Source organism: Providencia rustigianii (assembly GCF_900637755.1).
GTDB classification, from domain to species: domain Bacteria; phylum Pseudomonadota; class Gammaproteobacteria; order Enterobacterales; family Enterobacteriaceae; genus Providencia; species Providencia rustigianii.
Window position 1 is genome coordinate 2,136,898 of record NZ_LR134396.1, and the last position, 26,123, is coordinate 2,163,020.

The 26,123-nt window shown below is 41.2% G+C and carries 28 protein-coding genes; 14 read left to right on the top strand and 14 right to left on the bottom strand.

The window, feature by feature from the left end; translation table 11 throughout:
* Positions 1–10: 10 nt before the first annotated feature.
* The 3 genes from EL244_RS09910 to maeB all read right to left on the bottom strand — a co-directional run bounded on the left by EL244_RS09910 (position 11) and on the right by maeB (position 4,256).
* Positions 11–817, bottom strand: a complete 807-nt coding sequence (locus EL244_RS09910; protein WP_126460622.1) for a TonB family protein — start codon at positions 815–817, stop codon at positions 11–13.
* 137 nt (positions 818–954) lie between these two features.
* Positions 955–1,848, bottom strand: coding sequence for a ChaN family lipoprotein (locus tag EL244_RS09915; protein ID WP_230084815.1), 894 nt, complete (start codon positions 1,846–1,848; stop codon positions 955–957).
* Between the two features lie 128 nt (positions 1,849–1,976).
* Positions 1,977–4,256: an NADP-dependent oxaloacetate-decarboxylating malate dehydrogenase gene (gene maeB, locus EL244_RS09920; protein ID WP_126460625.1), complete on the bottom strand. Its 2,280-nt coding sequence runs from the start codon at positions 4,254–4,256 to the stop codon at positions 1,977–1,979.
* Positions 4,257–4,707: 451 nt separating this feature from the next.
* Between maeB and EL244_RS09925 the strand changes: the two genes are divergently transcribed.
* The 4 genes from EL244_RS09925 to EL244_RS09940 all read left to right on the top strand — a co-directional run bounded on the left by EL244_RS09925 (position 4,708) and on the right by EL244_RS09940 (position 7,711).
* Positions 4,708–5,328: a LuxR C-terminal-related transcriptional regulator gene (locus EL244_RS09925; protein WP_126460628.1), complete on the top strand. Its 621-nt coding sequence runs from the start codon at positions 4,708–4,710 to the stop codon at positions 5,326–5,328.
* Between the two features lie 204 nt (positions 5,329–5,532).
* Positions 5,533–5,904 (top strand): ArsC family reductase, encoded by a 372-nt coding sequence (locus tag EL244_RS09930; RefSeq protein ID WP_039855238.1) that lies wholly within the window; start codon positions 5,533–5,535, stop codon positions 5,902–5,904.
* Positions 5,905–5,915: 11 nt separating this feature from the next.
* Entirely contained in the window at positions 5,916–7,046 is a 1,131-nt protein-coding gene (gene dapE, locus EL244_RS09935) for a succinyl-diaminopimelate desuccinylase (RefSeq protein ID WP_006815324.1), read from the top strand.
* Complete coding sequence (locus tag EL244_RS09940; RefSeq protein ID WP_126460630.1) at positions 7,043–7,711, top strand: M15 family metallopeptidase; 669 nt, start codon at positions 7,043–7,045, stop codon at positions 7,709–7,711. The genes dapE and EL244_RS09940 overlap by 4 nt, the downstream gene beginning before the upstream one ends.
* A gap of 51 nt (positions 7,712–7,762) precedes the next feature.
* Here EL244_RS09940 and EL244_RS09945 read toward each other — a convergent pair whose 3' ends face one another.
* Positions 7,763–8,155 (bottom strand): DUF454 family protein, encoded by a 393-nt coding sequence (locus EL244_RS09945; protein WP_039855470.1) that lies wholly within the window; start codon positions 8,153–8,155, stop codon positions 7,763–7,765.
* Between the two features lie 118 nt (positions 8,156–8,273).
* Here EL244_RS09945 and EL244_RS09950 point away from each other — a divergent pair, with 118 nt between their 5' ends.
* Positions 8,274–8,468 (top strand): YpfN family protein, encoded by a 195-nt coding sequence (locus tag EL244_RS09950; RefSeq protein ID WP_126460633.1) that lies wholly within the window; start codon positions 8,274–8,276, stop codon positions 8,466–8,468.
* Here the strand turns inward: EL244_RS09950 and EL244_RS09955 are convergent.
* Both EL244_RS09955 and EL244_RS09960 read right to left on the bottom strand, forming a co-directional pair.
* Positions 8,449–10,488, bottom strand: a complete 2,040-nt coding sequence (locus tag EL244_RS09955) for a tRNA(Met) cytidine acetyltransferase TmcA (protein WP_126460636.1) — start codon at positions 10,486–10,488, stop codon at positions 8,449–8,451. The genes EL244_RS09950 and EL244_RS09955 overlap by 20 nt on opposite strands.
* Positions 10,489–10,495: 7 nt before the next feature.
* Positions 10,496–10,948 carry a DUF441 domain-containing protein gene (locus tag EL244_RS09960; RefSeq protein ID WP_006815329.1) on the bottom strand — a complete coding sequence of 151 codons (453 nt, stop codon included), beginning with the start codon at positions 10,946–10,948 and terminating at the stop codon, positions 10,496–10,498.
* Positions 10,949–11,331: 383 nt separating this feature from the next.
* Between EL244_RS09960 and EL244_RS09965 the strand changes: the two genes are divergently transcribed.
* Genes EL244_RS09965 through EL244_RS18320 form a run of 5 tightly spaced genes read left to right on the top strand, consistent with a single transcriptional unit; the run spans position 11,332 to position 14,728 of the window.
* Positions 11,332–11,757, top strand: coding sequence for a PPC domain-containing DNA-binding protein (locus EL244_RS09965; RefSeq protein WP_126460639.1), 426 nt, complete (start codon positions 11,332–11,334; stop codon positions 11,755–11,757).
* Positions 11,758–11,803: 46 nt separating this feature from the next.
* Positions 11,804–12,385 carry an ECF transporter S component gene (locus EL244_RS09970; RefSeq protein ID WP_126460642.1) on the top strand — a complete coding sequence of 194 codons (582 nt, stop codon included), beginning with the start codon at positions 11,804–11,806 and terminating at the stop codon, positions 12,383–12,385.
* A 9-nt stretch (positions 12,386–12,394) separates the two neighbouring features.
* Positions 12,395–13,099 carry an energy-coupling factor transporter transmembrane component T gene (locus tag EL244_RS09975; RefSeq protein WP_172597517.1) on the top strand — a complete coding sequence of 235 codons (705 nt, stop codon included), beginning with the start codon at positions 12,395–12,397 and terminating at the stop codon, positions 13,097–13,099.
* A complete protein-coding gene (locus tag EL244_RS09980) occupies positions 13,090–13,935 on the top strand; it encodes an energy-coupling factor ABC transporter ATP-binding protein (RefSeq protein ID WP_126460645.1) in 846 nt (281 codons plus the stop codon). The genes EL244_RS09975 and EL244_RS09980 overlap by 10 nt, the downstream gene beginning before the upstream one ends.
* On the top strand, positions 13,919–14,728 hold the full coding sequence (locus EL244_RS18320; protein WP_126460648.1) for an energy-coupling factor ABC transporter ATP-binding protein: 810 nt from the start codon (positions 13,919–13,921) through the stop codon (positions 14,726–14,728). The genes EL244_RS09980 and EL244_RS18320 overlap by 17 nt, the downstream gene beginning before the upstream one ends.
* Positions 14,729–14,777: 49 nt before the next feature.
* Here EL244_RS18320 and purC read toward each other — a convergent pair whose 3' ends face one another.
* From purC to dapA, 4 genes are all read right to left on the bottom strand, one after another.
* Positions 14,778–15,491, bottom strand: coding sequence for a phosphoribosylaminoimidazolesuccinocarboxamide synthase (purC, locus tag EL244_RS09990; RefSeq protein ID WP_006815336.1), 714 nt, complete (start codon positions 15,489–15,491; stop codon positions 14,778–14,780).
* Between the two features lie 312 nt (positions 15,492–15,803).
* On the bottom strand, positions 15,804–16,475 hold the full coding sequence (locus tag EL244_RS09995) for a hypothetical protein (protein ID WP_126460651.1): 672 nt from the start codon (positions 16,473–16,475) through the stop codon (positions 15,804–15,806).
* 167 nt (positions 16,476–16,642) lie between these two features.
* Complete coding sequence (gene bamC, locus EL244_RS10000) at positions 16,643–17,695, bottom strand: outer membrane protein assembly factor BamC (RefSeq protein WP_006815338.1); 1,053 nt, start codon at positions 17,693–17,695, stop codon at positions 16,643–16,645.
* Positions 17,696–17,711: 16 nt separating this feature from the next.
* Positions 17,712–18,620 carry a 4-hydroxy-tetrahydrodipicolinate synthase gene (gene dapA / locus EL244_RS10005; RefSeq protein WP_006815339.1) on the bottom strand — a complete coding sequence of 303 codons (909 nt, stop codon included), beginning with the start codon at positions 18,618–18,620 and terminating at the stop codon, positions 17,712–17,714.
* 250 nt (positions 18,621–18,870) lie between these two features.
* Between dapA and EL244_RS10010 the strand changes: the two genes are divergently transcribed.
* Positions 18,871–19,428 (top strand): glycine cleavage system transcriptional repressor, encoded by a 558-nt coding sequence (locus EL244_RS10010; RefSeq protein WP_006815340.1) that lies wholly within the window; start codon positions 18,871–18,873, stop codon positions 19,426–19,428.
* A gap of 14 nt (positions 19,429–19,442) precedes the next feature.
* The gene (gene bcp, locus EL244_RS10015) at positions 19,443–19,913 is read left to right on the top strand and encodes a thioredoxin-dependent thiol peroxidase (RefSeq protein WP_115164373.1); all 471 of its coding nucleotides are present in this window, start codon (positions 19,443–19,445) and stop codon (positions 19,911–19,913) included.
* A gap of 62 nt (positions 19,914–19,975) precedes the next feature.
* On the opposite strand, the gene EL244_RS10020 is transcribed toward bcp, so the two are convergent.
* Complete coding sequence (locus tag EL244_RS10020) at positions 19,976–21,058, bottom strand: AI-2E family transporter (RefSeq protein ID WP_112836891.1); 1,083 nt, start codon at positions 21,056–21,058, stop codon at positions 19,976–19,978.
* Between the two features lie 143 nt (positions 21,059–21,201).
* On the opposite strand from EL244_RS10020, the gene bepA reads away from it, so the two are divergent.
* Positions 21,202–22,665, top strand: a complete 1,464-nt coding sequence (gene bepA / locus EL244_RS10025; protein ID WP_126460654.1) for a beta-barrel assembly-enhancing protease — start codon at positions 21,202–21,204, stop codon at positions 22,663–22,665.
* A gap of 12 nt (positions 22,666–22,677) precedes the next feature.
* Positions 22,678–23,034: an arsenate reductase (glutaredoxin) gene (arsC, locus tag EL244_RS10030; protein WP_126460657.1), complete on the top strand. Its 357-nt coding sequence runs from the start codon at positions 22,678–22,680 to the stop codon at positions 23,032–23,034.
* A gap of 35 nt (positions 23,035–23,069) precedes the next feature.
* On the opposite strand, the gene hda is transcribed toward arsC, so the two are convergent.
* The 3 genes from hda to upp all read right to left on the bottom strand — a co-directional run bounded on the left by hda (position 23,070) and on the right by upp (position 25,903).
* A complete protein-coding gene (gene hda, locus EL244_RS10035) occupies positions 23,070–23,792 on the bottom strand; it encodes a DnaA inactivator Hda (RefSeq protein ID WP_039855247.1) in 723 nt (240 codons plus the stop codon).
* 106 nt (positions 23,793–23,898) lie between these two features.
* A complete protein-coding gene (uraA, locus tag EL244_RS10040) occupies positions 23,899–25,197 on the bottom strand; it encodes a uracil permease (protein ID WP_126460660.1) in 1,299 nt (432 codons plus the stop codon).
* Positions 25,198–25,276: 79 nt separating this feature from the next.
* Entirely contained in the window at positions 25,277–25,903 is a 627-nt protein-coding gene (gene upp, locus EL244_RS10045) for a uracil phosphoribosyltransferase (protein ID WP_006815347.1), read from the bottom strand.
* Positions 25,904–26,123: the final 220 nt, after the last annotated feature.

Here is a 26,123-nt window from a genome sequence, read left to right on the forward strand (position 1 = left end):
TTTATCCAATCTATTTTTCATTAAGAGTAAAATCAATAGGCATTCTGACCGTCACCCGACCATTTTTTAATATTTCTGACGGTGGAAGTGGTAATGGCGCCGCTCTTGATAAAACTTGCTGTGCTTCCCTATCTAAAGAGCGTGTTCCTGAAGATGTCATTAACTCGCTATCGAGTAATATTCCTTGAGGATCGACCGTAAAAATAACCACGGGTTTACCCACTCGACTTCGACGTCCCGCATCTTCTGGATAGCGCTTATATTTATTCAATTTTCCCAGCACCTGTGCTTCCCACTGTTTCCTTGCATCATCTTCAGATTGAGATTGGCTATTAAATTCCGCAGCAATTTGATGACTCTTTAAAGGCGCTGCTGCATCACTCGTTACAGGTGAATCATGAGCTTTCGAATCTGTCGTTTGTACCTTTTCTTCTGTCGGTTGCTGTTCACGCTTTTGTTTTTTAACCTCAGGTTTTGGTTTTTTATTGACCGTCTGCGTCACCAAAACTTCTGCTTGGTCATTCTTCGGTAATGCCGGGAGATCCACCTCTTCCGCTTGGGCTTGATGGGATTCACTCGCAACGGAAAGCTCCTGAACTTGCCCGATATTCACTTCGGTTAATTTTTCAGCCTGTGCTTCGATAGATAGCTCCATTACCACCGATGGCGCAGGTAATGATTCGTCCCAGCGCACATTGTGAGTGTTCCAAATAAATAAGCCCACAATGGCAATATGCAAAGCTATTGCCAATATGAGCCATATTCCCACTCTGGTGGCTCGATTCACATATCCACTTTCAAACGTTATTGTGCTCATGTTTATCTTACGTATATTCACGAAAATGCAAATGATAATTAATAACGAATGCGAATGGAAATTATTTATTAATAATTATGCTAATTACTTCACAAAATTAACCTTTTTAAAATCATTGAATTAATGAAGGACCTCAATTATTTAGGTGTGTACCACACATAATCAGCATGTAAATGGTCAATTTCCTCTCCTTCTTCAGAAATAATCAATACCTTCAAAGGCTCATTAGGCGCTAAATCTTGCACATGTAGAGGGACACCAATAGCCCTTGTGGCATGATATCCACCAGCAAATAAGAGCGCAGGTTCAGGTGCATTTAATAAACTTTGCGCCATGGCTCTATCGCGTAATTGCTGGATCACTTTCATTTTATTAGCTTGATCATCATCGACTTCTCCCCCATGGGAGCGTTTAATGGTGGCAAGGATCAGTTCTTGGACAATTGGCTGAGTTGAATGATTACCACTGAGTGTTGGTGGATTATTGTACGCTTTCTTAATTTCATCTGGGTTGAGGTTTGCCGCTAAGACAGGATAAGGCTGGATGAGCAAATATTTAACTAACTCTCCGTATTGCTCCCATGGCCAACCATTATTCCAATGCAATACTTCTTGTAATTTTTCATCTCGAATATATGGGCTACCCTGCATCTGCTTTTGTACATTGCTCACTTTTGCTTGTTGATTTGGAGTGAACATCTCTAACAATACCGCACCTTGAGGGCGAACCTTGGGTAACTCTTGAGCGAGCCATTGTTCTATGTGGTGATGGTGAATATTGTCGTGTTTCTCACCAACCACGACCCGAGATGATTCGGCAAGTTGCTGTATCAGTTGCTGAGGTGTTATTGACTGCCCTGATGCTAGATCAATAATTTTACCCATCTGAGTCAGTTCCGGAGCCAATTGAAATGCAGGTTTTGGTTTAGTCGCTGTACATCCTAGCTGTATGAAACTGAAAAGAAGTAACATTCCCAAGCCAAGAAATGAAGACTTTTTACCGAATAAATTCAAAGAACTTGCTGATATCATTATCTTTTCCATATTTTTAATTTTGAAGTCATTAAAAATACAGATAATGAGAATCATTTTCAAATAAAAAAGACTCCCATTACGAATAATGGAAGCCTTTATATTATGATTTGATTATTAATCAATCATTAAAGTGGATTTGTTTGCGCCTCAATTGCCGCTAACGCAACCATGTTAACTATACGACGAACAGAAGCGATTGGAGTCAGAATATGAACAGGTTTTGAAACACCCATAAGTACTGGACCAACCGTCACACCATCAGAGCTGGTGACTCGCAATAAGTTATAGCTAATACGTGCAGCTTCCATATTTGGCATGATCAACAAGTTTGCCGAACCTTTCAGTGGGCTATCGGGCATCACATCTTTACGGATTGATTCAATCAATGCCGCATCCGCATGCATTTCACCATCAATTTCTAGATTAGGCTCACGAGCCTTCACTAACGCTAAAGTATCACGCATTTTTTGTGCTGAGCTGCAATCGGAAGAGCCAAAGCTAGAACGCGATAATAATGCGACTTTTGGTTCGATACCAAAACGACGAACAGTATCAGCAGCCATAATCGTGATTTCAGCTAACTCTTCTGGCGTTGGATCTTCATTCACATACGTATCGGCAATAAATGTATTTCCGGTTGGTAATAACAGCGCATTCATTGCCCCTGCCGCATGTACACCCTCGCGGAAACCAAACAAGTCTTTGACAATGTTATAGTGCTCACTATAGCTGCCGACAGAGCCACAGATCATACCATCCGCTTCACCGCGCAGTACCATGATCCCACCGATAATGGTTGGATTACCAATGACGGCACGACGAGCCATTTCTTGAGATACGCCACGGCGCTTCATCACTTGGTAATACTCTTGCCAATACTCTTTGAAACGTGGGTCATTTTCGTTATTGACGACTTCAAAGTCTTTTCCTAACTCAATGTGTAAGCCCAGTTTCTGAATACGCATTTCGATAACGCTTGGACGACCAATCAAAATTGGGAATGCTAAACCGAGAGAAACTAATTCTTGAGTCGCATGCAGTACGCGTTCTTCTTCCCCTTCGGCTAATACAATGCGTTTCACTTCTTTTTTTGCTTGGGAGAAAATTGGCTTCATGAATAAGTTTGTTTTATGAACAAACTGGTTCAGTTTTTCTACATAAGCATCTAAATCCGCGATTGGGCGTGTTGCCACACCTGAATCCATTGCCGCTTTCGCAACAGCAGGGGCAATTTTAACAATTAGGCGAGGGTCAAACGGCTTAGGAATAATATATTCAGGACCAAAGAATAGGTCTTGGTTACCGTAAGCGGAAGCAACTTCTTCACTTTGCTCTGCAAGAGCCAAATCGGCTATCGCGTACACACACGCTAGCTTCATCTCCTCGTTAATCGTTGTTGCACCGACATCTAACGCACCGCGGAAAATGAACGGGAAGCACAGCACGTTATTCACTTGGTTTGGATAATCTGAACGACCGGTACAAATTATCGCGTCTGGACGCACTTCTTTTGCTAACGGCGGTAATATTTCTGGTTCTGGGTTCGCTAAAGCTAAAATTAATGGATCTTTCGCCATGGTTTTCACCATTTCTGGCGTTAAAAGGCGCGGTCCCGAGCAACCAAGGAAAATATCAGCATCAGGGATGGCATCCGCTAATGTACGTTGGCCATTATCGTCAATCGCATAAGCGGCTTTTGTCGCATCCATTTTTTCATCGCGACCTTTGTAAATAACCCCTTTGGAGTCACATACCGTGATATTTTCGCGTTTCAGACCTAATGCAACTAATAAATTCATGCAGGCAATTGAAGCTGCGCCTGCGCCTGATACCACTAAGCACACATCGCCAATATCTTTTTTAACAATACGCAATCCGTTAATTACTGCGGCGGTACAAATAATTGCAGTGCCATGTTGGTCATCATGGAAAACGGGAATATTCATCCGCTCACGCAATTTTTGCTCAATATAAAAACACTCAGGTGCTTTTATATCTTCTAAGTTAATCCCGCCAAACGTTGGCTCAAGTGAAGCAATAATATCAATTAATTTGTCAGGGTCAGTTTCATCAACTTCGATATCGAAAACATCAATGCCAGAGAACTTTTTAAACAATACCCCTTTTCCTTCCATGACTGGTTTACCAGCCAAGGCACCGATATTCCCTAAACCAAGAACAGCCGTTCCATTGGAGATAACCCCTACAAGGTTACCTTTCGCTGTATAACGGTATGCTTTCAGTGGATCTTCCGCTATTTCAAGGCAAGGCACAGCAACACCCGGTGAATAAGCGAGTGCGAGATCGCGCTGAGTGGTTAAAGGTTTAGTGGGGACTACAGTAATTTTCCCAGGATGTGGAAACTCATGAAAATCGAGAGCACTTTGTTTTAACTTATCATCCATCATCAAGTCCTTTCAAAATTGGTAAGGTAACAGCCATCACAGTATAAACACATCTTGTTAGCAAATCATGATCATGCCTATGATTTCCAGAAAAATCTCTCAATAACAATGAACTCTATACATTTTTCTTAAAAAATTTAAAGTAAAAACCCTATACGGATGCTGGAATGCTATTAATATTTATTAATAGCATTCCTAAAAGGCAATTTATTTTTCTCTATCTTAGTTATTATTTTTTCGAAATTAATGTATTATTAAAACGCTCTAAACACCCATTAATCATTAAAAATACTTGAACTTATAAAACCCATTCATTTATTTATGATAATACAAAAATAATTAATATCTGAATTAAGACTTTAGAAACTCATAGAATTTAAATTAATTGAATTTAAACTAGATTAACAATTATTAATCTAAAAAATATCAAGACATGAAAAAGGAACCCTCTATGTCTAATCACACCGTTATGATCATTGATGAACACCCTATAATTAGGTTTGGACTATCCCAACTGATAAATACTGCAACTGATTTTCACGTCACTGATGAAGTCTGTAATTGTAAAGAAGCTTTAAATATAGCCACTACAAAACAGCCTAAAATGATTCTGATAGATACCATAATCCATGGTAATAAAACCTTTGAAACAATTAGGTTACTACGCAAGCATTGCACTAACAGTTATCTATTAGTCTTGTCTCTGTCTACAATGAAAACCGATATCTACTCCGCAATAGATGCTGGTGCTCAAGGCTATTTATTAAAAAATAGTGAACTCGACATGCTGGTTAATAGTATGAAAAAAGCCATCGAAGGGCATCACGTCTTTAGTGAAAAAGTATATCAACATTTAATTACTCGACATCAATCAAAAGATCCACTCTCAACATTAACTCGAAGAGAATGTGAAATATTACACGAGATGGCTGCTGGATTAAAAAACAGAGAAATCTCTCAGCTACTTTTTATTTCAGAGGAAACAGTCAAAGTCCATATTCGAAATGTTTTAAAAAAATTACGTGTTCGTTCAAGATTAGAGGCTAGCTTAATATACATGCGATCAAAATAATCATATTAAATAATATATTTTTTAATATAATCTCCATTAATAATATTTAATTATCCATATGGTATTATGAATATTAACGTCTCAATATTAATTATTATATCAATTAGTTTTTTAATTAATCTTTTCTATTCAAAGGGGTAGACCATATTTGTATTTTCCAGCATTATGTATGGCACACATTGTTAGCCATCAGAGGAAAATGTCATGTCCAACACCCCTGTTTCTCCTTATGTTATGTACGGGATTAAAAACTGCGATACCATAAAAAAAGCCCGTCGCTATCTAGAAGATAACGGTATCCATTACCAATTTCATGACTATCGTGTTGATGGCATCAGTGATGAACTGCTTTCCACCTTTTTACAGCATATTGACTGGGATATATTAGTCAATAAAAGAGGCACTACATGGCGTAAACTGAGTGATACTGAAAAAAATGCGGTTGTTGATGCAGCTAGCGCAAAAAAAGTGTTACTGGCAGAACCAGCGATGATCAAACGTCCAATCTTAATATCCGCAGATAACCGCTATTTAGTGGGATTTTCTGTCGATGATTATCAAAAATTCACACAATAGAAGGTGATAGAATGGATTGCCCTGTTATTCAACTTGCCAAAGAATTAATTTCTCGCCCATCTATCAGTCCTGATGATCAAGGTTGCCAAGACTTATTAATAGAACGCTTAAATAACGTCGGGTTTATTGTTGAAAAAATGCCATTTGGCGATACGCTTAATTTTTGGGCTTATCGTGGTCAAGATGGAAAAACATTAGCATTTGCAGGCCACACTGATGTCGTACCTGCCGGAGACCCCAACAAATGGAAAACAGAACCATTTACTCCGGTCATTATCAATCAACATCTGCATGGCCGTGGCGCAGCCGATATGAAAGGTTCAATTGCTGCCATGGTCGTTGCTGCTGAACGTTTTGTTGCAAAACATCCTAATCATACCGGGCGCCTTGCATTTTTAATTACATCAGATGAAGAAGCCAAAGCAACTCACGGTACAGTCAAAGTTGTGGAAGCCTTAATGGCACGTCATGAACCTGTCGATTACTGCTTAGTGGGTGAACCATCAAGTCAATCTGCACTTGGGGATATAGTTAAAAATGGACGCCGTGGTTCCATAACAGCCAATTTAACCATTATTGGAATACAGGGGCACGTTGCCTATCCACATCTTGCCGATAACCCTGTGCATAGAGCAACTCACTTTTTACAAGAATTAGTCACCACAACGTGGGATGAAGGTAACCAATATTTCCCAGCCACGAGCATGCAGATTGCAAATATTCAGGCAGGCACTGGGGCGAATAATGTGATCCCTGGTGAACTTAACGTTCAATTTAATTTTCGTTTTAGTACTGAACTTACAGATACCATCATTAAAGAACGCGTTACCGAAATGCTCGACCGTCATGGGTTGAATTACCATTTAGACTGGGTCTTATCTGGGCAGCCATTCTTAACTGGTGAAAGTAAATTGGTCAGTGCCACTGTACAAGCGATTCAAGAATTGACGGGGCGCACCACATCACTGTCCACCAGTGGTGGAACCTCCGATGGTCGCTTTATTGCCCAGATGGGAACGCACGTTATTGAACTAGGCCCACTAAATGCCACTATCCATAAAGTGGATGAGTGTGTCAGTGTTGATGACCTACAAAAATTAGCACTGATTTATGAACGCATCATGGAGTTACTGATCTTATGATCACAATCGACATGCTAACAGGCCGTTGCACCGACCATTTAGTGACATTAGGTGGTAACCACAAGTTACAATTTAATGCGACTAAAGCCTTTCTAGCCATGCAACAAGCGGCTGCAAGAGCGGGTTTTAAATTACAGTCAGCAAGCGCATTTCGAGATTTCTCCCGTCAACAGTTAATTTGGAATGAGAAATTTACAGGTAAGCGCCCTGTTCTTGATACCCATAGTCAACCTTTAGATATTTCCACCCTGACTGAAGGTGAGCGCTGTGAAGCCATTTTACATTGGTCAGCTTTACCGGGAGCAAGCCGCCATCATTGGGGAACCGAAATTGATGTTTATGATCCATTGCGCATTCCAGCAGGGCAAACGCTGCAATTAGAGCCTTGGGAATACGAAGCTGGCGGTTATTTAGCAGAACTCAATGAGTGGCTGAGTGAAAATATGGCAACCTTTGATTTTTATCGCCCTTTTACCGCGAAAGACGGCGGAGTGGCTTACGAACCTTGGCATATTAGTTACTGGCCTTTATCGCATCAGGCAGAGCAGTTGTTAACACCAGAAGTAATTAGACAAGTCCTTATCGAAGAGGATATTTATGGAAAAAGCTGGTTATTAGCTAATTTAGACTCTGTTTTTAACCGCTATATAAAAATTCCTGAATAAACCTGTTTTCATTTCACTCAGCGTTATGCTGCTGAGTGAAATTTAATTCCGTCACGGTGCGGTTTTATCCTGATCTGACGAGGGAACATCAACCACTGGTAACCGGTACATAAAGATCAGTAACCAACACATTCCTATAAATAATCCAATCTTTAGCCACCAAAACCCGACGACCCAAATTGAAAATGTAAAAGTTATCGTGATCAATGCCATCGCTTTCGGTTTTACACCTTTAGGTAAAGCGCGATAGGTTTGCCAATGGCGTAAATAACCACCAAACCATGAGCGATATAGTAGCCAATTATGAAATCGTGGTGAAGAACGCGAAAAGCACCATGCCGCTAACAATAAAAAACAGGTTGTTGGCATGACCGGTAAAATAACCCCCAAAAAAGCCAAACCGACAGCAAGCCATCCTACGGTAATGAATATGATTTTTTTTATATTCATCCCAGCTCTCCCGTAAAAACACAAAACATGGTTAAATGGCTCCACTAAGATTATTGTAAACTCACCTTTCGGCTGTTCTACACAGTATTATGATTAATATAAGAAGGCAAATATGCAATGGCTCGCAGATTACTGGTGGATCATTTTACTTTTACTCGTCGGTATTATCTGGAATTCAGTAAAAGAAATGATGCGACTAGATCCTAAAAAATATTTAGAAGACAAACCTGAAATTCCACCTCACCAAGACAATAACCACTTGTGGGATGATGAGGATGATGACTGGCCTAAAGACAAAAAGCGTTAACTTTCTGCTTAAGAGCTTGAAGCTGATCAGGTTGATATTCTGCCAGCCACTGCCCAACTTCTGCTCTTGCTTGCTTTAACCATTGCTTTTGCCCTGCCAGTTTTAATGTTTGAACAATCTGTTCAATTGATAAACCTTGCATAAAATGAAGACTCAGAACAGAAGTCGATAGTGCATGTTGCTGCCCCTGAAGCCATTTTAAATATCGCTGTATCGCTGCTGAACTCGCGGAAACAGAACGGTGATAGTCACTAAAACCAATCAATTCTAGCCAATCTTCCTCTATTAAGCGTTGGTCAGCGGATATTTTCAGACTAAATTCATTCAAATCAGTGCGCCAGAAATTATCTCTTTGCAATAAATACTGCCCTTTATTGCAAAGTTCACCAGCAACTGCGGATAAAGGCAGTACCGCCATTGCAGTAAAACAGCCACTACTGGCTTCAATATGGCTACCAATACGCACCAGATGGAAACCCACAGATTGCCAAAATGCCAGTAATTCTGGCGTTAAACCAAAGCTAACCGACAAGAAATCTACCCCATCAGCATTTGCCTGCTCAATCTGTTGCTGAAGTAATTGGTACCCGATTTTCTTACGACGATATAAAGATGCTACTGCGATACGCATAACCCGCCGAGAAATTAGTTGTGGCGCAGTAGGAAAATAACTATGAGCCGCAAGTGATTGAGCGACTAAGTTACCTCGAGGTCGACGCTGTCCAGCCCAAATTTGCCAACTCAATGACGTATCTAATCCGCCCTCATCAACCATCCACAGTGCGCCTATATGAGCTTGCTGCTGCCCATTTTGCACACTCGCAATGGCAAAGTGTTGCTGTTGAGCATCCAATAAACGCCGTAGATCTAACGGGGATGTTCGGTAATGAGCTCCTGTCAGTAATCCGTAAAACCCTTGAAGCTGATTTAGATTATGAGTAAGTTGCTGTTGATTAATAGAATAGACTCTCACCGGAGCATCAATCCAAGGAATTGGCGTAGGCTCGCAAAGTAACAAACCTTGATTAATCACATTTTCTAGAGGGTCATTGGGTGCAAAGCGGATTGGTTCACTCAATTCTAGTGAGGTAAAATTATCTACGCTATCACAGAATTTCATCATAAAACCCCGCCCCGTACCTTCATAACCATCAACTGTGGTTGTCATTAACACTCGAGGAAAATAAGTAATGAGCTGGCGCAATATATGGGTTGGGATCGTAGCGGCTTCATCAATAATTAGCCAGTCTGCATCAATAGGCTGACCTGATTGACAATATTTTAACAGTGCGTCAGGCGCCCAAAAATTTAAGGTTTTTTTAGCGAAAGATTCCAATGTGCCTATCGTCACTTTAGCTGGAGCACAGCACCAACACTCGCCTTGCCATTGATTTATCAGCATTCCAGCAACGGTCGATTTTCCTCTTCCTCGGGCAGCAATAATACCCCAAACGCCCTGTTGCGCAGATAATAATTGATGAAGTATTTGCTGTTGTTGAACTGTTGGTTCCCCCGTCGGAGGATGCCATTCTGGGCTATCAGGTAATGAACGATAGGAAAACCCAACATTTTGTTGGTAAAGCAGCACATCAGGGGACGATAATACTGTTCGTTGAAGATGGCGTACAAAATTCGGTGTTGGAATAATGCCTAATTGCTCATTCCAACGCAGGCTATCTGTATCATTTTTCTGAGCCCAATGCTGTTGAGCTGGCGTGCATAACACCAATAAACTACCTGCTTTCAACGTTCCCGCAAGCATAGCAAGTGCTTCAGAATGCAATCCTGATCGGGCATCAAAAACGGCGTGAGTAAATTCTCGCCCCAACAGTAAATGTGCTTTTTCAGGTAAAATACTGTCAGGTAAATCCGCAGATACACACAACCAGTCACCTCGTAATTGCCGTCTGAATTGTACTAGCTGTGATTCTACCCAATCACTTTCTCCTGACAGCACCAATAAACGGCGATATCCGCCGCGTTGTAGTTGCTGAACAATTTCGTCTAATGGTATATCCATCGGTAATCTATGACTTACCAATCAAGAGAGAGAGTATCCCTGCTGCGATCAATGGCCCAACAGGAACCCCACGAAATAGTGCAACACCAATAACCGTTCCTACCAATAAACCAGCTACTGTTGAGGGTTGATGTCCCATTAATGCCACGCCTCGGCTACCTAGCCAAGAAACTGCTATACCGATGACAATCGCCAATAACGACTTCCAGTTTAAAAAGGAGTTAAAGACATCGTGAGCTGATATTTTGCCACTCGCAATTGGAGCCATGACACCAATAGTTAAGATCAAAATCCCGATCGTTAGACCATATTTTTCAACCCATGGGAAAAAATGATTAAGCGGAGTGATCCGCACAACCAAGAGAAATAGCATTGCGAGTGTCACTGTCATGTTATGGCTGATAATGCCCAGCCCCGCAAGAACCAATAAAATGATCAGTGTTGGGTCAACTTGACTCATGGGTACCCCTGTAAAATTAGTGCTCAGCTTTCACTCAGTACAAATAATGTAGATAGGACAAATTTGCTGTGTATGTTATTGATCTGATTTTAAAGAAGCAAATTTTACCAACTTAAACAGCAATATTTGCAGTTTATCCTAAAACTAACTTATTTTTATGCTTTAGATCACTTCACGCATAGCAACTTAAGTTAAATAATTAGGATATAGAACACTCCAAATCCTATTCATAGTGACCTTATCCATTTTTTTAGTCGATATTTTTCAACCTATAGCTATTTAAGCTAAAAAGACTCGAAAAAAAATTACTCTCCAGACAGCCTTAATGCAATTCGTATAATAGATTATGGAAACCTATAAACCTATTAGCTAGGATTGCAGCTATGTCACAACCTTTAGCGCACCATTCAAACGCCCGCTTTATTGCGCTTCGTTTGTGTCCCGGAGAGGACGTCGTTCTCACCTTACGACAAAAAATTAAGCAACATCAACTTTATGCCGCATTTATTGCTGGCTGTGTCGGAAGTTTAACCGATGTTGCATTACGCTTTGCAGGACAAGAAAATACTCATCTCACCTCGGGTAAATATGAAATTGTTTCTTTAATTGGCACCCTAGATGCCGAAGGGGAACATCTTCATCTCGCTGTTTCCGATGAAAATGGACACATGAGTGGCGGTCATATGATGCCCGGCTGTACTGTCAGAACCACGCTTGAATTGGTTATCGGTGAATTAGAGAGCGTTCAGTTTACCCGAGAGCATTGCCCACTTTCTGGGTATGAAGAGTTGGTGATTACTGAACGTTAATTTTCATTATTAGCTTCAATTTTTATTTCTAAGGGATCAATCTATCATGGCAAACTCGTCCATTATTTCTAGCCGTACCTTGGCTCTCATCGTATTTTCTATTGCAATCAATATGATTGCTGGGCAATTAAGCTCAATGCTAAAACTGCCTATTTTTCTTGATTCAATTGGTACGCTCATTTGTGCCTTACTTGCGGGTCCTTGGGTCGCTGTATTCAGTGGATTACTCACTAACTTGCTTTGGGGATTAATCAGCAGTCCGATCGCCGCCGCATTCGCACCCGTGGCGATGATGATTGGTCTTAGTGCAGGATTGTTGGCTCGTGCAGGAGGATTTCGAACTTTGCCCCGCGTGATTTTATCAGCAATTATTATTACCTTAGCACTCATGATTGTTGCCGTTCCTATCAGGACTTATCTATTTTCGGGTACTACTGGTAGCGGTGCTGACTTCTTTGTAGCCTATCTATATGCCATCGGTGATGGTTTACTCGAATCCGTAGCTATTACCGTATTAGGTGCAAATATTGCTGACAAAATTATTTCTGCCATCATCGCGTGGCTGTTAGTGCGCCGCTTACCTGAACGCGTCCAACGCAGCTTCCCCAATATGGCCAAGGTTCGTTAGGGGTTCGTCATGCACCCTTTTACATCATTAACACTCTGGTTCTGGTTTAGTGCCAGCACACTCATGTTGCCCCTAGGCTGGGCACTCATCTTGATTGCTTTCGGTGCATTTTCCGCAGTGATTTTACGCTCAGCCTCGTTCTACCGCTGGAAATTTATTGCCTGGATTATGCTACCGATGGCTGCGGGACTATGGCTGATTCATGGGGGTTGGTTAAGTGAACTATTGACCGGTTCACCGCCGCCAATCGCCCAGCAACAAAAAGCGATGGCACTATGGTTTCGTTTGTTAGCTATCATTAGTGCATCCCAATTGTGGCTACAATATGTTCCCACTGAACGCTTTATCCGTGCATTATTTGCCAGTCGACTTCCCGCTAGCTTCGCATACTTATTGGCGGGTCCTCTATTATTAGTGGAGCAATTGCGCCAGCAACTTTCCAGTATTCGTGAAGCTCAGTTAGCCCGTGGCGTTCCTCTAGATGGCAATTTTTGGCAAAGATTAACCTCATTGCCCACCCTTTTATTACCTTTGGCAAGTAATGCCTTATCTGAACTCACTGTTCGTAGTGCGGCTCTAGATATGCGAGCTTTCCGCTACACGAAAAATAGAACCACGTTAAATCCGCCGATAGACAGCCTTTTTCAAAAAAGGCTTCGTATTGGAATGTTCTTCCTCCTTTTTATTGAAGGAGGTTTGGCAATATGGTTATAAATATTAAACAAATGACCTTTACACCTAAAGGCTCTGAAACACCTTTGCTTGGCCCCTTAGACCTACAATTAGCACAAGGAGATTGGCTGTGTATTCTGGGTGGTAACGGGAGTGGAAAAAGTACCCTCGCTCAGCTATTAGCAGGCTGGTATCCTGACCAACTAAGTGGACTTTTATCTGGCACGTCGTTAGTACTTTCACAAGAAATTGGCCAAGGGACTCTCGTTAACTTAGCCGCAAACCGACAATGGGTCCAACAATCCCCTCAACTACAGTTGTCGGGTTGCACTTTTTCTGTTGAACAAGAAGTTGCATTTGGACCAGAAAACCTAGGACTATCACCTGAAGAGATTCAGCAACGGGTCGAACATGCTTTAGAATTAACCTTCTGTGATTGTTTACGTACCCGCCATCCTGCAACGCTTTCTGGCGGTGAGGCTCAACGCGTTGTCTTAGCCTGTGCCATTGCCATGCGCCCTCAACTCCTTCTGTTAGATGAAGCATTTAGTCGCCTAACACCTGCGGCAACCGAGCGCCTGCTTTATCAACTAAAGCAATATTCTCAATTGACCGGCTGTTGTATCGTTCTATTTGAACGCCATTTACTTCCAGCTCTCCACTTTTGCAATAATTTTATGCTATTAGAGCAAGGAAAAACTGCCGCTATAGGCGATATTGAGCAGGTTTTTCTTCCTGCACAACGTACCATTAATATGCCGGATGCATGGAGAGTTATTGGCCATCTCATTCAAAGCGGGGTTTGGGATCAGGGAATTCCTCGTGATGAGCAACAACTATTACAAGGAATGAGAGAGTACTATGCTACAAATCAATGAACTTAGTTTTCGCTGGACGCCGACCGCTGAGGACGCAATCAGCCAATTATCATTGATGGTTAAATCGGGAGAATGGTTGGCTTTAGTTGGCGATAATGGTGCGGGAAAATCAACACTTTTGCGATTGATCGCGGGATTGTTATCTCCCACAAAGGGAGACGTTAATTTCGAACATCAATCTGTCAGCCACTACCGCGCGGTAGAACGAGCCCAACAGATTGGCATCTTATTTCAAGAGGCCGAAAAACAGATATTTCACAGCAGCGTTAAAGAAGAAATCCGCTTTGGCTTACGCCAGTTAAAACTATCCCATACAGAAAGCCAACGACGTCTTCAACAAGCTCTCGACATTTGTCATCTTACCAAGGTTTCTGATAAGCACCCTCTAGATTTACATTCAGCGCAGCGTCGTATGGTCGCTGTAGCCTGTTTAACGGCGGTAGCACCAAAGCTACTACTTCTTGATGAACCCAGCCGCGATTTTGATGCTCATTGGCTAGGCTGTTTTGAAGATTGGCTACAGCTTCAACGTAAGCAAGGCACTACAGTCATTGCCATCAGCCATGATTTGGATTTTGTAGCTAGAAATTTTCAGCGCGCAGTGCATTTATCAAAAGGTTGCTTGATTGCTGATGGCGCTGTTGCTGATGTTTTATGCCATCCAGAGTTACAACCTGATTCGCAACTTCCTGCCCCCACATTGCAGGCACTAAGCCGACACCTACAATTACCTATTGAGAATAATGCCAAGTCATGGAGTGACGCTTTTTTAGCTCGGCGTCACATCTCATGACAAAAAAATAGCCTGCATAGCAGGCTATCTTGTCACTGTTTTCGGGAACTTAATCAAGTTTTACGCCAATGCGACGAGCAACTTCTTCATAAGCTTCAATCAGCCCACCAAGGCTTTGACGGAAACGGTCTTTATCCATTTTATTTAGCGTTTCTTTGTCCCATAAACGGCTACCATCTGGAGAGAATTCATCGCCTAGAACTACTTCACCGTTGAATAGACCAAACTCAAGTTTGAAATCGACTAAGATCAGACCTGCATCTGCAAAAATTTTACTCAATACCTCGTTAGCTTTGTAGCTTAATTCACGCATTTTCGCTAAATTTTCTTTACTTACCCAACCGAAAGTTTCGCAATAAGATTCATTGACCATTGGGTCATGTTTAGCATCATCTTTTAGGAATAAATCAAATAAAGGTGGATTTAATACCATTCCTTCTTCAACACCAAGACGCTTGACTAAGGAGCCTGCTGCACGGTTACGAATAACGCATTCTACGGGTACCATATCTAATTTTTTAACTAAAGCTTCAGTATCAGATAACAGCGCTTCCATCTGTGTTGGAATGCCTGCTTCTTCTAGCTTAGTCATAATGAAATGGTTAAATTTGTTATTGACCATTCCCTTACGGTCAAATTGCTCGATACGCTCCCCATCGAGTGCTGATGTATCATTACGGAACTCCAAAATTAATAAATTCGGATCCTCTGTGGTATAGACAGTTTTTGCCTTGCCACGATACAACTCAGCTTTCTTTTGCATCTTACACACTCCAGAGATGTGATTAAACTAAATAGAAACCAATCTGCACAGCAGATTCAGATAAGTAACAGTAGAATTAAACCCGTAAAAAAAACGTCTTCATTGTTAATTTTCTGCTCTGATTCAGTCAGTTATCGATAAACTTACACCTTAAGCCTAACTTACTGATATTCAATATTTTATAATTAACTACCAATTATGATAATAAAATTTACGTGCATACGCAAACGATTACTTAGCCGTGAATACTGATTTTTTGTCCATTGGTTTGTCGTGAAAATTTTTAGGTGATTAAAATGAAATAGTACGAAACTACAGTAATGGATGTTTACTAATTACGACCAACTTATGTGTATAAACGTCAATATCCGTGCCCCACAGCTGGTTTACCCATTGAGAGAAAAACTCTGCTTCGTTTTGAATTTGAGTTAATGGTCTGTCTTCAATGGTTCCATCTGAAGCATAAATATAATATTTAGCATAAAAGGCCCAAACAATCATTGTTTCCCAAAAACGTTGCCCATCACGAGTATGTTCTTCGTCCGTAACCATAATACAATGAGTATCCAGAAGGTGAGCAAAGAAAATACTCGGCATATCACGAATAATTTTTTTGTGCTCTACGGACATTGTTCTCCAGACCTTAATTTGTGTACATGTCGTTTGCCCAAAAATTATGTCATTACGGAATCTCAATTCAAGTAAATAAACTGTTTCAGGGATCCCATCCGTTGTTAATAATCTATATTGTTCTTTTTTAAGTGATTTAACTAGCCGATACCCTTTCGGCGTAACATAACCTGGTAAATCAACATTCACGACACCATCCCGAATAAAACTTTCGGTATGAGCCTGATTATTCTGAGGATCCCTAAGTTTATAATTAAACTCAGCCCCTGATATTTGTCTTGGCATCGAACTATTATCTCTATCTGTCGTTGGTTTTGATGCGTTATTATCCACGACTCTATCCTCTTTGTTCACCCATATTGACTGAAGTATATCCGAAAAATAGCGTTGGATACATTAACCGTTAGAGTGATAATTAAACGATTTTATTACATTTAGCTCACTTTATTTGAGCATTTGAGTAAAAAAAAACGCCACCCAATCGGATAGCGTTTCTTTATGAACCAATAAGCTAAATAAACTTATTTTTTAGTTGGAGCTTTACTAAAAGCGGCTTTCAGCGCAGCAACCATCTCATCATTTTGTTTCTGAGTTAATGGCACACCTTTAGTATTGATAAACTGTAAGCTACTACGGTTATTCAGGTCACCCACTTGAACTTTATAATCATCTTCTGGCACCGAAGGATCATCAATTCCCAACGCTTGCCATTCAGAGCTACTCAGCCCTTTGTAAGTCACCATCACAGAACCCGCTGAACGGCTACGATCACCCACTTTCATGCCAACACTTTCTAATGCATGTGGTAAACGCTCCCAAACTGCATCGTATGGTGCGCGTACAATAACAACCGGTAATCCCGTGTCATTACTGCCGGTCTGCACATCAATAATGCCATACGCGCTTTGTAGGCTATTTTTACTTGAGGTGTCACGTAAGGCATAAAGAGCATCAGTTAAATCGTTTAATAACAATTTATTATAGCGTTGAACTTCAACTGCATCAGTCACTGACTCATTACCTTGGCGTAGACCTAAATTGGTCACAGTTAAGGCAATCATGCCACCTTCAGGTTGAACAGTCACTTTATGTCGACTTTCTAATGGCACGTTTTCATCCGCACGATCCCACTTAATCCAGTCAGTTTCGATAAAACGAGAACCATCATTTTTACTGGATACTGGAATACCGCGTTGCTCTAAAATCATCGCAACTTGTGACCATAACGCACTATTTTCAGGTGTATTTTCTAGCAACAAACGACTTGCTTCAGCGCTATTCTCAGTACGAGAACCGGATAATTGTGAAATCGTCAATACAGGAGGACGAATATCAAGTGCCTTACCTACTGCGCCAGTGGATGTAGTCTTAGGAAGATCATATTCACCATTCGCCGCAGGTAATGTAATTCCTTGAGGCACATTCAATGCTTTCAATGGCGCAGCACTAAGATATTCTTCATCACCACTGACCTGACGTTTATAGCGCTGATCGCTGGAACAGGCTGCCAGTAACACGACAAGTGACAGGCCAGCAACCTTCATAACCTTCGATTTTTGCAATAATGTTGCCATTAAAATTCCCTAAATTTTACAGTAAGCCAGCGAGCTTCATGGCATCCTCAACCTTTTGCTGCCCTGATACTGTTAGCGGTGTCATTGGTAACCGTAACGTATCATCAGCGATGAGGTTAAGACGATGGCATGCCCATTTCGCTGGTATTGGATTTGGCTCAACAAATAACTGATGATGAAGCCCCATCAGTCGTTTATTCAATTCACGGGCTTCAGTATATTTGCCCTCAAGCGCTAAGTCACACATTTTTACCATCAGCGCAGCAGCCACATTGGAAGTGACGGAAATTACCCCTTGACCACCAAGTTGCATAAAATCAAGTGCTGTTGCATCGTCACCAGATAGCAGGACAAAATTTTCATCAACCAGCTCTTTGATTTGGTGAACCCTTGCTAAGTTCCCTGTTGCTTCTTTAATTGCAACAATATTCGCCAATTTCGCCAAGCGCCCCACAGTTTCTGGTAATAAATCACAACCAGTACGTGATGGTACATTATAGAGAATTTGTGGCAAGCTGGTGTTTTCTGATATCGCTTTAAAGTGTTGGTATAAACCTTCTTGTGACGGTCTATTATAATAAGGCGTTACCGTCAGGCAAGCAACTACGCCACTGTGTTCAAACTCTTGAGTTAACGAAATTGCTTCTGCTGTTGCGTTGGCACCAGTGCCCGCAATAATAGGAATGCGCCCATCTGCTAGCTCAAGGGTTGCTTTAACGACATCCACATGTTCTTTATGGTTAAGTGTTGCCGACTCCCCGGTAGTTCCTACAGAAACAATGGCTGTAGTTTTGCTTTCTACATGATAATCCACCAGCTTTTTCAAGCTTGCTCTATCGACGTTTCCAGCTGAGTCCATTGGTGTAATAACGGCAACAATACTTCCCGTTAAAAAATCTTTGTAGTGTGCGTTTTGATTTGCCATCACGATATCCCCTAAATAGATGAGTTCCCATGTTACTTTTTCATTTCAAAGAATAAAACCACCCAAACGCAAGATTTTAATGAATTTTGTTAATGCCAATGACATTAACTTAAATAGAAGTAATAATTCAGCAGTATTTGTCGCAAGAGTGAATCACTTTACTTGGCAGACTCACAATTTTATGGTTTCCTTAGCTTCATCTAGGGTCAACACCATTCTGACCATAATTTAGTCAAATAAGGAACAAACTTTGCCTAAGACTGAACCGCAATTTCTTGTTATTACTGCGCTGGGAACAGATCGTTCGGGCATCGTGAATACGATTACACGTCTTGTCAGCGAGTGTGATTGTAATATTGAGGATAGCCGACTCGCTATGTTTGGCGAGGAATTTACATTTATCATGATGTTATCAGGGAGTTGGAACGCTATCACATTGTTAGAAGCGATCTTACCCACCAAAGGTGCTGAGCTTGATCTGCTGATTGTGATGAAAAGAACGCACAGCGTGAAAAAAACCTACTATCCTTCAACTGTAACGATCAATGTTGTTGTAGATGATGCTCCTCGCATCGTCGAACAGTTCACCAATTTACTCACCACGCAACACTGTAATATTGCTGAACTAGTATCAAAGACACAGCCTGCTAATGAAGATATGCCCGCTCAATTAGAAATCCAAATTACAGCCCATGATCCTCTGGATGATAATGGCATAATTATAAAGAATAAATTTCAACAACTATGTACAATGCTAAGTGCCAAAGGCAACATCAGTATTGTTAACAATCCCAAAATGCAGAGTTAACGGAGATATATGCAATGAACCCATTGAAAGCCGGTGATAAGGCGCCTCAATTTAGCCTTCCTGACCAAGATGGTGAGATCATCAATCTTTCTGATTATCAGGGGCAACGCGTATTAGCTTATTTTTATCCTAAAGCAATGACCCCAGGTTGTACTGTTCAGGCTTGTGGCCTGCGTGATGAGATGGATACACTAAAATCAAAAGGTGTCGAGGTTTTAGGTATTAGTACAGATAAACCAGAAAAATTGGCTCGTTTCGCTGAAAAAGAGTTATTAAACTTCACTCTGTTATCCGATGAAGATCATCAAGTTTGTGAGCAATTCGGTGTCTGGGGTGAAAAACAATTTATGGGGAAAACCTACGATGGGATTCACCGTATTAGTTTTCTTATTGATGCGAACGGCACCATTGAACATGTTTTTGACGATTTTAAAACCAGTAATCACCATGAAATCGTTCTAGCGTATATCAACGCTCACGCCTAATTAAACAAAAAGGTTGCCGAATATTTTAGGCAACCTTTTTCTTTTCTGCTTACTTTTGACTTCTATGATAAGTTTTTATCTGGTGTTTCAACATCATTCACATCTTGAGGCCACGCGTTAATGACTGCTTTAATCAATGTCGCTAACGGAATAGCAAAGAACACGCCCCAAAAGCCCCATAATCCACCAAAAATCACCACGGATAAAATGATGACTAATGGATGCAAATTCACAGCTTCTGAATAGAGTAATGGCACCACAATATTACTGTCCAAGCCTTGAATGACCAGATAAACAATCAATAACGACCAAAATTCACTACCCACTCCCCACTGGAATAACGCCACGAGCACGACAGGAATTGTCGCCGCGACAGCACCGATATAAGGAATCAAGACAGAAACCCCAACCAACACAGATAACAGTACTGAATAGCGCAAATCAAAATAGGCAAACCCAATATAGGTACAGACCCCAACAATAACCATTTCCGTGACTTTACCACGTAAATAATTGGTGATTTGTTGATTCATTTCTAGCCATACCTTGCTGACTAATAAACGATTTCGAGGTAATAGTTTTAGAAAGCTTTTCGAAATTCTTTCTTTATCTTTCAATAAGAAAAATATCATCAATGGAACCAGAACCAAATAAATCGCGAGAGTGAAAATACCAATCAATGAAGCAACTGACGCTTTAACCACTGAGTCCGCAACATTTGACAACCTGCTACGAATATTATCTGCCATCATATCGATGATCCCAGCATCAACGAGAGCGGGATATTGCTCCGGCAGTTTTTGTGCAAATTCACTAAAGCGAGTGACCATGTTAGGTAAATCTGCAACCAAATTCATCCCTTGTTGCCATGCTGTAGGTGCAATAATTAGGATCACCATGGCACTAATTCCCGCAAATAAGGTCAAAATGATGCTAACCGATAAAACACGGGAAAGACCGATACGTTGAAGCAAATGAGTTGGCCATTCAAGTAAATACGCAAAGACAATTGCGACTAATAATGGAGCCAGTATACTGCTGAAGAAAAATATGACCAAAAAGCCAATGACTAGCAGACTAAACAATGCAACTGCTTGCGGGTCAGCAAAACGCCGACGGTACCATTGTAAAAACATCTCTAACATTTATTGGCTCCTGGGAAGGTCAAACAAGGACAGTTCCTAAATTGAAGAAAATTATACCGAATAACAGATTTTACGATAGCTTTTGCTATCATATCTCCTAATTAATTCGCGTTTTCTGTAGGTGATAAGTGAAGATATGCACCATGACTAAAAAATTGAAATATCCATTACTGGCTGTATTCATGTCTGCGCTGATCCATGGCGCTATATTACCTGCATATAGTTCCGTCGAAGATACCTTACCAGATATTGGTACCACGGCTGGCGGTACACTGAGCATCAACCAAGAAATCATAATGGGCGATGCAATTACTCGCCAAATTCGAGGCAGTACGCCTTTAATTTATGATCCGCTGCTTACCCAATATATTAACAAGCTTGGGCAACGTTTAGTGACCAATGCGGATTCAGTTAAAACTCCATTTAAGTTCTATTTAGTCAATAACCCAAATATTAACGCCTATGCCTATTTTGGTGGTAACGTCGTATTACACTCCGCCCTATTCCGCTATAGCCAAAATGAAAGCCAGCTAGCATCTGTCATGGCGCATGAAATATCTCACGTGACTCAGCGCCATTTGGCGCGAATGATGGAAGACCAAAAAGCCACTACGCCACTGGCTATTGCAGGAACCATTGGCTCATTGCTACTCGTAATGGCAAACCCACAAGCTGGTTTTGCCGCATTAACAGGGACCATGGCAGGCATGCAACAAGGGATGATCAGCTTCACTCAAGCGAATGAGCAAGAAGCCGACCGTATCGGTTTACAGACCTTACGCCGCTCGGGTTTTGACCCACATGCGATGGCTGATTTTATGCAAATAATGTCAGACCAAACGCGCTATATGTCAAAACCACCTGAAATCCTGCTCACCCACCCCTTACCTGATAGCCGTTTAGCGGATGCACGCAACCGTTCTAACCAATATCCAAAAGTTAGCGCGCCATCTTCTCTCGATTTTATGTTGGCTCGAGTACGTATCTTGTCCATGTATAGCGCCGACCAAAAAATTGCACTAGACCAAATCTTGGATAATTACAGTAAAGGCAATGCCCAAGAACAACTGGCCGCAAAATATGGTCAAGCTTTACAATTATCACAAGATAAAAAATATGCCGAAGCAGGCGCTATCCTGTCAGAATTATTGGCCAAACAACCAGATAATCCATGGTTTATTGACTCAATGACGGATATAGACATTGAACAAAAGCAGGTTGGAAAAGCAGTAACCCGCCTACAAAACGCCCTGAAAAAATCACCGAAAAATACGGTATTTATTGTTAACTTAGCCAATGCGTACGTGAATAGCGGTCAATATCAAGATGCCAGCAAGCTATTAAATAAATATACGTTTGATTACCCATATGACCCGATAGGATGGGATTTGTTGGCAGAAGCATCGGCTAAACAAGGGGATCGCAATGCGGAACTTGCCGCCTATGCGGAAGGTATGGCACTACGCGGTAACTATGACACTGCCATTAATTATTTGAGTGAAGCTAGCCGTAGAAGCCGTTTAGGTAGCTACGAGCAGCTACGATTTGATGCGCGTATTGATGAGCTGACAAGGCTGAAAGAACGTGATAGTAATGCAAAACCGTAAGGACCAATAATCATGACGGATTCAATTAAAATTTATCATAACCCACGCTGCTCAAAGAGCCGTGAAACCTTGGGTTTATTGCAAGACAAAGGTATTACGCCGACGGTGGTTGAATATTTAACAACACCGCCCTCAGTTGCAGAAATTGAAAAACTATTGAAAATGCTAGGATTCAGTGATGCACGCCAACTAATGCGCACCAAAGAAGAGTTATATAAAGAGTTGAAATTAGCAGATACAGCCTTAACTCAAGCGCAACTCATTAAAGCCATGCATGATAATCCAAAATTAATTGAGCGCCCTATTGTTGTTAAAGGCAAAAAAGCGAAATTAGGTCGCCCACCGGAGCAAGTACTAGAGATTTTATAAGTGAAATATTTGGCAGTCGATTGGCTGCCAAACTTTTATAACTTGAGGATATCTTTTACGAAGGGAATGGTCATCTTGCGCTGCGCAACAATAGAAGCATGATCAAGCTTATTCAAAATATCAAATAGCGTCCCCATTTTTCTATCTAGCCGTTTTAAAACAAAACGACAGACATCTTCAGGTAATTCAAACCCACGAATACTTGCACGCAACTGTAATGCATGGATTTTATCTTCATCACTCAGCGGATGAAGTTTATAAATTTGCCCCCAATCTAAACGAGAGGCTAAATCAGGAAGTTTTAAATCAATTTGACGAGGAGGTCTATCCCCTGTAATCAGTAAACAGGTTCGCCCAATCTCTAATATGCGGTTATATAAATTGAAAATGGCCATTTCCCACTCTTCATCACCTGCAATGCACTGGATATTGTCAATGCAGACAAGGGATAAGTGTTCCATACCCTCTAAAACTTCAGGTACGAAATAGGCCCGTTTATCGAGAGGAACATAACCGACAGCAATACCTTGCTCTGAAAGTTCAGCACAAGCCGCATGTAGTAAATGGCTTTTACCGCCTCCTTCTCGAGACCAGTAATAAATATAACTGCCATGAGGTTGGTTAATCGCTGTTTTAAGCGCTGACAGCAACCCTTCATTCTCCCCCGCATAGAAACTTGCAAAGGTTTCATCATCCGGAAGATAGAGTGGTAGTGATAGCTGAGATGGTGTGTTCAGAAGCGCCTCTGATTGTACAATTCAATTAACGCCGATAAGTTTATCATAAATACCAAGGATAGATGAACACTCAGAACGTTAATTGCCGGAGCTTTAGCCACTCCGGCAATTTATTTTGTATTACCGCTTATTTATTTTTCTTTTCTTCCACAACATCCACTTCTGAAGTAATGAACTGTTTTTCTGGGCGTACGAAGGTAATAAAGCGGAATAATAATGCCATCAAGATACCCACGATAGTCGCCAGTGCCATACCTTTCAGTTCAGCTTGACCAATATGGATCACTGCACCACTAACACCGATGATTAGAATCACCGATGTTAAAATCAGGTTTTGCGGTTTGTTATAATCCACTTTAGAGTCGATCAATACGCGAATACCCGATGCACCAATAACCCCATACAGTAACAAGGATACGCCACCCATGACTGGAACCGGAACTAACTGAATAGCCGCCGCAAGTTTACCGATACAGGACAGTAAGATAGCAATTACCGCCGCACCGCCAATAACCCAAGTGCTATAGACCTTAGTGATCGCCATGACCCCGATGTTTTCACCGTAAGTGGTATTTGGTGTTGAACCAAAAAAACCTGATAATACGGTAGAAATCCCATTAGCAAACATCGAACGGTGTAAACCTGGGTTTTTCATCAAATCACGTTCTACAATATTCGCAGTGACCACTAAATGCCCGACATGTTCAGCAATAACCACTAATGCCGCAGGTAAAATAGTCAGGATAGCAAACCATTCAAAACGTGGCGTATAGAACGTTGGAATCGCAAACCAAGGTGCTTCAATCACCGGAGTGAAATCGACAATCCCCATAAAATACGACAGTGCATAACCAGAAAGGAAACCAATTAAAATTGGGATAATCGACAGGAAACCACGGAATACCACTGCACATAAAATCGTCACAGACAACGTGGTAAGTGAGATGATTAATGTCGATGAGTCAACGGGTGCGCCTTCTTTTGGCAATAATCCTGCCATTCCCGCTGCCGTTTGAGCCAATTCCAAACCAATAACTGCAACAATTGCCCCCATTGCCGCAGGAGGGAACATGACGTTGATCCAACCGCGACCGGCCACTTTGACAATGAGTGCCACAAGACAAAACAGCGCCCCACAGATAATAAACCCACCAAGAGCGAGCTCATAACCTAAAGGTAATAAAATTAAAACTGGTGAAATAAAGGCAAAACTAGAGCCCAAATACGCTGGGATTTTTCCTTTACAAATAAACAGGTATAACAGTGTACCAATCCCGTTAAACAGTAAGATAGTTGCAGGGTTAACCCCGAATAAAATAGGTACAATTACCGTCGCCCCAAACATGGCGAACAAATGTTGAAAGCTTAATGGGATGGTTTGTAATAAAGGTGGTCTTTCTTCAACACTTATCGTGCGGCGTGTCATCTCTCTTTATCCTCTTATCATGGTAGTGAGTATTATTTTTTTATCAAAAAAAAGCCGACTATCAAGTCGGCTTAATTATTTATTTAGTACCAAATATCTTATCGCCCGCGTCTCCGAGACCCGGAACGATGTAACCATCTTTATTTAAATATTGATCAATCGAAGCGGTATACAGTTCAACATCAGGGTGAGCAGCTTCTAATGCAGCAATACCTTCCGGAGCAGCAACAAGAACTAATATTTTAATTGAATTACAGCCGGATTTTTTCAATAGGTCGATAGTTGCAATCATCGAGCCACCTGTTGCTAACATTGGGTCAACAACCAGAGCCATACGCTCATCGATGTTTGAAACTAATTTTTGGAAATATGGGACAGGTTGCAATGTTTCTTCATCACGGTAAACACCCACTACGCTGATACGTGCACTTGGAACACTTTCCAGAACGCCGTTCATCATGCCAATACCAGCACGTAAAATTGGGACTACCGTAATTTTCTTACCTTTAATTTGTTCAATTTCTACCGGACCACACCAACCATCAATAGTAACTTTTTCAGTTTCTAGGTCTGCGGTTGCTTCATAAGTTAGTAGGCTACCAACCTCTGAGGCCAGTTCACGAAAACGCTTAGTGCTTATATCGTGATCTCGCATCAGGCCGAGTTTATGTTTAACGAGAGGGTGTTTTACCTCAACGATCTTCATGGGTTTCTCCTACCTTTTTAAACGTCACCGGACAAAAAAATCGCCGGATTATACCTCTTTTTTTATTATATGCCACTAGGAACCTATTGATTTAGGTCAAAGTATAATCAAACAAACTTTCTTTGTTCGAATAGTATACACCAAATATTTTTTGTTATAGGTTCTCCATAAATTAGTGGGCGATCTATCACTGGATATCCCTTTATTCTGACAAATATTT

Bases quoted from the DNA above. Each gene is read 5' to 3' on its own strand.
- EL244_RS09910 (WP_126460622.1), bottom strand. From the start codon at position 817: ATGAGCACAATAACGTTTGAAAGTGGATATGTGAATCGAGCCACCAGA.
- EL244_RS09915 (WP_230084815.1), bottom strand. From the start codon at position 1,848: ATGATATCAGCAAGTTCTTTGAATTTATTCGGTAAAAAGTCTTCATTT.
- maeB (WP_126460625.1), bottom strand. From the start codon at position 4,256: ATGGATGATAAGTTAAAACAAAGTGCTCTCGATTTTCATGAGTTTCCA.
- EL244_RS09925 (WP_126460628.1), top strand. From the start codon at position 4,708: ATGTCTAATCACACCGTTATGATCATTGATGAACACCCTATAATTAGG.
- EL244_RS09930 (WP_039855238.1), top strand. From the start codon at position 5,533: ATGTCCAACACCCCTGTTTCTCCTTATGTTATGTACGGGATTAAAAAC.
- dapE (WP_006815324.1), top strand. From the start codon at position 5,916: ATGGATTGCCCTGTTATTCAACTTGCCAAAGAATTAATTTCTCGCCCA.
- EL244_RS09940 (WP_126460630.1), top strand. From the start codon at position 7,043: ATGATCACAATCGACATGCTAACAGGCCGTTGCACCGACCATTTAGTG.
- EL244_RS09950 (WP_126460633.1), top strand. From the start codon at position 8,274: ATGCAATGGCTCGCAGATTACTGGTGGATCATTTTACTTTTACTCGTC.
- EL244_RS09955 (WP_126460636.1), bottom strand. From the start codon at position 10,488: ATGGATATACCATTAGACGAAATTGTTCAGCAACTACAACGCGGCGGA.
- EL244_RS09960 (WP_006815329.1), bottom strand. From the start codon at position 10,948: ATGAGTCAAGTTGACCCAACACTGATCATTTTATTGGTTCTTGCGGGG.
- EL244_RS09965 (WP_126460639.1), top strand. From the start codon at position 11,332: ATGTCACAACCTTTAGCGCACCATTCAAACGCCCGCTTTATTGCGCTT.
- EL244_RS09970 (WP_126460642.1), top strand. From the start codon at position 11,804: ATGGCAAACTCGTCCATTATTTCTAGCCGTACCTTGGCTCTCATCGTA.
- EL244_RS09975 (WP_172597517.1), top strand. From the start codon at position 12,395: ATGCACCCTTTTACATCATTAACACTCTGGTTCTGGTTTAGTGCCAGC.
- EL244_RS09980 (WP_126460645.1), top strand. From the start codon at position 13,090: ATGGTTATAAATATTAAACAAATGACCTTTACACCTAAAGGCTCTGAA.
- EL244_RS18320 (WP_126460648.1), top strand. From the start codon at position 13,919: ATGCTACAAATCAATGAACTTAGTTTTCGCTGGACGCCGACCGCTGAG.
- purC (WP_006815336.1), bottom strand. From the start codon at position 15,491: ATGCAAAAGAAAGCTGAGTTGTATCGTGGCAAGGCAAAAACTGTCTAT.
- bamC (WP_006815338.1), bottom strand. From the start codon at position 17,695: ATGGCAACATTATTGCAAAAATCGAAGGTTATGAAGGTTGCTGGCCTG.
- dapA (WP_006815339.1), bottom strand. From the start codon at position 18,620: ATGGCAAATCAAAACGCACACTACAAAGATTTTTTAACGGGAAGTATT.
- bcp (WP_115164373.1), top strand. From the start codon at position 19,443: ATGAACCCATTGAAAGCCGGTGATAAGGCGCCTCAATTTAGCCTTCCT.
- EL244_RS10020 (WP_112836891.1), bottom strand. From the start codon at position 21,058: ATGTTAGAGATGTTTTTACAATGGTACCGTCGGCGTTTTGCTGACCCG.
- bepA (WP_126460654.1), top strand. From the start codon at position 21,202: ATGACTAAAAAATTGAAATATCCATTACTGGCTGTATTCATGTCTGCG.
- arsC (WP_126460657.1), top strand. From the start codon at position 22,678: ATGACGGATTCAATTAAAATTTATCATAACCCACGCTGCTCAAAGAGC.
- uraA (WP_126460660.1), bottom strand. From the start codon at position 25,197: ATGACACGCCGCACGATAAGTGTTGAAGAAAGACCACCTTTATTACAA.
- upp (WP_006815347.1), bottom strand. From the start codon at position 25,903: ATGAAGATCGTTGAGGTAAAACACCCTCTCGTTAAACATAAACTCGGC.